The following is a 5,044-nucleotide window of genomic DNA, read 5'->3' on the forward strand; positions in this document are numbered from 1 at the left end:
GCCCGGCCCGCCGGGCCGCCCCCCCCGCCCCGCCGCGCAGCAGCCCCTGGGACGCCCGCGCGGAGTCGCCCGGGCAGAGCCTGCCCGGAGACGCCCGCGCGGGAGCCGGCACGGGAACGTCCGTGTGGAGGCGGCCGCCGTGAGGGCTCCAGGGTGGGATGGACGAACCGGCGCGCCGACCCCGGCGCGCGGAATCCCGGGACAGGTGGGCCGGCACGGAGGCTGGGCGCTGATCGCCCCGCCGCCGGAGACCGGCAGCGCGGCGACGGGGCCGGAGCCGAACGCGCCGGGCTGCTGGCCGCCGAGTCGGCGCCGCTGCCGAAGGGCGAGCTGCCCGCCGCCCGGCCGCCCGCACAACAGAGCCGGCACGGAGGGCGCCCACGTGGCAGAGCCGACGGCCCGAAGGTTCCGGCGCTGCCGAACAGTGCGCGGACCCCTAAGCCGGGGAGCCGACCAGGAGACTGCGGCGCGCGACGTGCCGGACGGCCACGGTCTCGGCCCCGGGGCACCGCCGACGCGATGTCGCTGGTGCGGAGGGCGAACGACGCCGGGCCACCGACCCCACCGGGCGACGCGGAGAAGCCTTCGCAAGGGAGACGCCCGGGCTGCGCCGCGGGCCATGCCCGCACAGCCGACCCCGAAGGGACTCCCCCGCGAGGGCACCAGCGTCGGCACCCGGACATGAACTCCGGCGGGAGGAGCAGACACCGGGACCGCGGCGCGGATCGCACAGGCACAAGGACCCGGCGGAAGCCCGGGCGGAGGCCCTCGCCCAGACAAGCCGAACGCGGGGACTCCGCCACGGGTGCGCAGGCGCGAAGGCGTCAGCGAAGTACCCGGAGCCCCCGGAGCCCTCCGGGAGCCGTGCCCGGGGAGGGTCAGCCGAAGACGGCCAGGCTCTTGGCCTTGCCCTTCAGCGGCTCGACGAGGGCCAGCAGGACGCCCTCGGGCCCGAAGACCGCGACCGGGCCGCCGTCCGCGTACTCGTCGGGCATCTCCAGCCGCACGCCGTTGAGCAGCAGCCGGGCACGCCGGGCGTCGACGTCCCAGCGGGGGAACGCGGCGGTGGCGGCCTCGGCGACCGGCATGACGGCCAGCTCCTTCTGGAGCTGGTCCAGCGTGCGTGCCGTGTCGATCTTGTACGGCCCGACCCGGGTGCGCCGCAGCGCGGTCAGGTGACCGCCGACGCCCAGGCCCGCGCCGAGGTCGCGGGCGAGCGCCCGGATGTAGGTGCCGGAGGAGCAGACCACGGAGACGACCAGGTCGATCACCGGGGTGCCGTCCTCGGCGACCGCCTCGCGGACGTCGTGGACCACGAACGACGAGACCGTCACCGGGCGGGCCGGGATGTCGAACTCCTCGCCCTCCCGGGCGCGTTTGTAGGACCGCACGCCGTTGATCTTGATGGCGCTGACCTTGGACGGCACCTGCATGATGCGGCCGGTCAGCTCCGCGACGCCCTTGTCGATCGCCTCGCGGGTCACCCCGGAGGCGTCGGCGGACGCGGTGAGCTCGCCCTCGGCGTCGTCGGTGACCGTGGTCTGGCCGAGCCGGACGGTGCCGAGGTACTCCTTCTCGGTGAGCGCCAGGTGCCCGAGAAGCTTGGTGGCCCGCTCGACGCCCAGGACCAGCACGCCGGTCGCCATCGGGTCGAGCGTGCCGGCGTGGCCCACGCGGCGGGTCCTGGCGATCCCGCGCATCTTGGCGACCACGTCGTGCGAGGTGAAGCCCGACGGCTTGTCGACGATGACAAGGCCGTCGGGCGTGGGGGTGTGCTGCGTCATTCGGCGGTGTCGTCCGTCCCGGCCTCGTCGTCCTCGCCCGGCTTGCGGTACGGGTCCGCCTCGCCGGCGTAGCCGGCTCCCGCGGACGCCTCGCGCACCTTGGCGTCGGACTGCCGGGCCTTGTCGAGGAGGTCCTCGATGGTCCGGGCGGTGTCCGGGAGGGCGTCGGCGACGAAGGTGAGGGTGGGGGTGAACTTCACCCCGGCGGCACGGCCGACCTCGGAGCGCAGAATGCCCTTGGCGCTCTCCAGCCCGGCCGCGGCGGCCTTGCGCTCCTCGTCGTCGCCGTACACCGTGTAGAAGACGGTCGCCTCCCGAAGGTCCCCGGTCACCCGGGTGTCCGTGATGGTGACGTGCGAGCCGAGCCGCGGGTCCTTGATCCCACGCTGCAGCTTCTGGGCCACCACCTCTCGGATGAGGTCCGCCAGCCTCTTCGCCCGCGCGTTGTCGGCCACTGGTCCGTCTCCCGTTCCGTATCTCTTCGTGTTACAGCGTTGCGTGCAACAGCGTGCCTGTGTGGATCAGTCGTCGTCGCCGTGGAACCGCCGCCTGACGGACAGCAGCTCCACCTCCGGACGGCCGGCGACCATGCGCTCGCAGCGGTCCAGTATGTCGGCCACGTGCGTCGCGTCCCCGGAGACCACCGCAAGCCCGATGCCGGCCCTGCGGTAGAGGTCCAGGTGCTCCACCTCCGCGGCGCTGACCGAGAACTTGCGTTGCAGGTCGGCGACGATGGGGCGGACGACGGAGCGCTTCTCCTTCAGCGAGCGTACGTCGCCGAGGAGGATGTCGAAGGACAGAGTCCCTACGTACATGGTGTTTCCGGATGACCCGCCGGTCCGGGATCGGTGGCTCCTTGAACCGTACCCCGGTTCGCGGTTCCGCCGACGAATATTTACCGCGCCCCGGCGGCGCCCCGGGAGTGCCCCGGAACGCCGCCGACACGCCGGTGGCCGGCGGTACCGAGGTACCGCCGGCCACCGTGAGCCGTTCCCTTACGAGCGCGGCTTCTCGCGCATCTCGTACGTCGCGATGACGTCGTCGACCTTGATGTCGTTGAAGTTTCCGAGGTTGATACCACCCTCGTAGCCTTCGCGGATCTCGGTGACGTCGTCCTTGAAGCGACGCAGGCCCTCGATGTTGAGGTTCTCCGCGACGACCTTGCCGTCGCGAAGGAGCCGGGCCTTGGTGTTCCGCTTGACCTCGCCGGAGCGGATGAGCACACCGGCGATGTTGCCGAGCTTGGACGAGCGGAAGACCTCGCGGATCTCCGCGGTGCCGAGCTCGACCTCCTCGTACTCCGGCTTGAGCATGCCCTTGAGGGCCGCCTCGATCTCCTCGATCGCCTGGTAGATGACCGAGTAGTACCGGACGTCCACGCCCTCGCGCTCGGCCATCTGCGCGGCACGCCCCGCGGCGCGCACGTTGAAGCCGATCACGATGGCGTCGGAGCCCATCGCCAGGTCGATGTCGGACTCCGTGACCGCACCGACGCCGCGGTGCAGGATCCGGATGTCGACCTCTTCGCCGACGTCCAGCTGGAGCAGCGAGGACTCGAGAGCCTCCACCGAACCGGACGCGTCACCCTTGATGATGAGGTTGAGCTGCTGGATCTCGCCGGCCTTGAGCACCTTGTCCAGGTCCTCGAGGGAGACACGGCGCGTGCGCTTGGCGAACGCCGCGTTCCGCTCGCGGGCGGCGCGCTTCTCCGCGATCTGACGGGCCGTACGGTCCTCGTCCACCACGATGAAGTTGTCGCCGGCACCCGGGACGTTGGTCAGACCGAGCACCTGGACCGGGGTCGAGGGACCCGCCTCGGCCACGTTGGCGCCGCTGTCGTCGAGCATCGCCCGCACGCGGCCGTAGGCGTCGCCCACGACCATCGTGTCGCCCACGCGCAGCGTGCCGCGCTGGACCAGGACGGTCGCGACGGCGCCGCGGCCCTTGTCCAGACGGGACTCGATCGCGATGCCCTGCGCGTCCTGCGTGGGGTTGGCACGCAGGTCGAGCGAGGCGTCGGCGGTCAGGACGACCGCCTCGAGCAGGCTGTCGATGTGCAGGCCCTGCTTGGCGGAGATGTCGACGAACATGGTGTCGCCGCCGTACTCCTCGGCCACCAGGCCGTACTCGGTCAGCTGACCGCGCACCTTGGTCGGGTCCGCGCCCTCGACGTCGATCTTGTTGACCGCGACCACGATCGGTACGTCGGCCGCCTTGGCGTGGTTCAGCGCCTCGACCGTCTGCGGCATGACGCCGTCGTTGGCCGCGACGACCAGGATCGCGATGTCGGTGGAGCGGGCACCACGGGCACGCATGGCGGTGAACGCCTCGTGACCCGGGGTGTCGATGAAGGTGATGCGGCGCTCTTCGTCGTTGACCTCGGTCGCGACCTGGTAGGCACCGATGTGCTGGGTGATGCCGCCGGCCTCGCCCGCGATGACGTTGGTCTTGCGGATCGCGTCGAGCAGTCGGGTCTTTCCGTGGTCGACGTGACCCATGACCGTGACGACCGGGGGACGGACGACCAGGTCGTCCTCCTCGCCCTCGTCCTCGCCCCACTCGAGGTCGAAGGACTCGAGCAGCTCGCGGTCCTCCTCCTCGGGGGAGACGATCTGAACGGTGTAGTTCATCTCGCCCGCGAGGAGCTGCAGCGTCTCGTCGGAGACGGACTGCGTCGCGGTGACCATCTCGCCGAGGTTCAGCATGACCGCGACGAGCGACGCCGGGTTGGCGTTGATCTTCTCCGCGAAGTCGGTGAGCGACGCACCGCGCGACAGGCGAACGGTCTCGCCCTTGCCGCGAGGCAGCATCACGCCGCCGACCGACGGGGCCTGCATGGCCTCGTACTCCTGACGGCGCTGCCGCTTCGACTTGCGGCCACGACGCGCCGGACCGCCGGGACGGCCGAAGGCGCCCTGCGTGCCGCCACGGGCACCGGGGCCGCCGGGACGACCGCCGAAGCCGGGACGACCGCCGAAGCCGCCGCCACCGCCACCGGGACCGCCGCCGCCGGGACGACCGGCGAAGCCGCCGCCGCCACCGGGACGACCGCCGCCGCCGGGACCGGCCGGACGGCCGGCGAAGCCGCCGCCGCCCGGACGACCGCCGCCGCCGGGACGACCTGCGCCGGCCGGACCACGGCCGCCGGGGCCGCCGCCGGGACGCGGGCTGCCGGCAGCGGGACGCTGCGGCATCATGCCGGGGTTGGGACGCGGGCCGCCGGGGCCGCCGCCGGGACGGGGACCGCCCTGGGGACGGGG

4 protein-coding genes are annotated in these 5,044 nt (G+C 72.7%); all 4 read right to left on the reverse strand.

The features are described 5' to 3' along the window. Positions 1-878 precede the first annotated feature (878 nt). Entirely contained in the window at positions 879-1,784 is a 906-nt protein-coding gene (gene truB, locus ACOV8S_RS12860) for a tRNA pseudouridine(55) synthase TruB (RefSeq protein ID WP_448317965.1), read from the reverse strand. Beyond that, positions 1,781-2,239: a 30S ribosome-binding factor RbfA gene (gene rbfA, locus ACOV8S_RS12865; protein ID WP_351117244.1), complete on the reverse strand. Its 459-nt coding sequence runs from the start codon at positions 2,237-2,239 to the stop codon at positions 1,781-1,783. Before rbfA ends, truB begins: the two co-directional genes overlap by 4 nt. 66 nt (positions 2,240-2,305) lie before the next feature. Continuing rightward, entirely contained in the window at positions 2,306-2,599 is a 294-nt protein-coding gene (locus ACOV8S_RS12870) for a DUF503 domain-containing protein (RefSeq protein ID WP_448317967.1), read from the reverse strand. Positions 2,600-2,779: 180 nt separating this feature from the next. Then, a partial coding sequence (gene infB / locus ACOV8S_RS12875; RefSeq protein ID WP_448317968.1) for a translation initiation factor IF-2 occupies positions 2,780-5,044 on the reverse strand: 2,265 nt, incomplete at its 5' end.

It is taken from the genome of Streptomyces sp. CO7 (assembly GCF_053474865.1).

Coding starts and splice junctions, on each gene's coding strand:
- truB (WP_448317965.1), bottom strand. CDS start 1,784: ATGACGCAGCACACCCCCACGCCCGACGGCCTTGTCATCGTCGACAAG.
- ACOV8S_RS12870 (WP_448317967.1), bottom strand. CDS start 2,599: ATGTACGTAGGGACTCTGTCCTTCGACATCCTCCTCGGCGACGTACGC.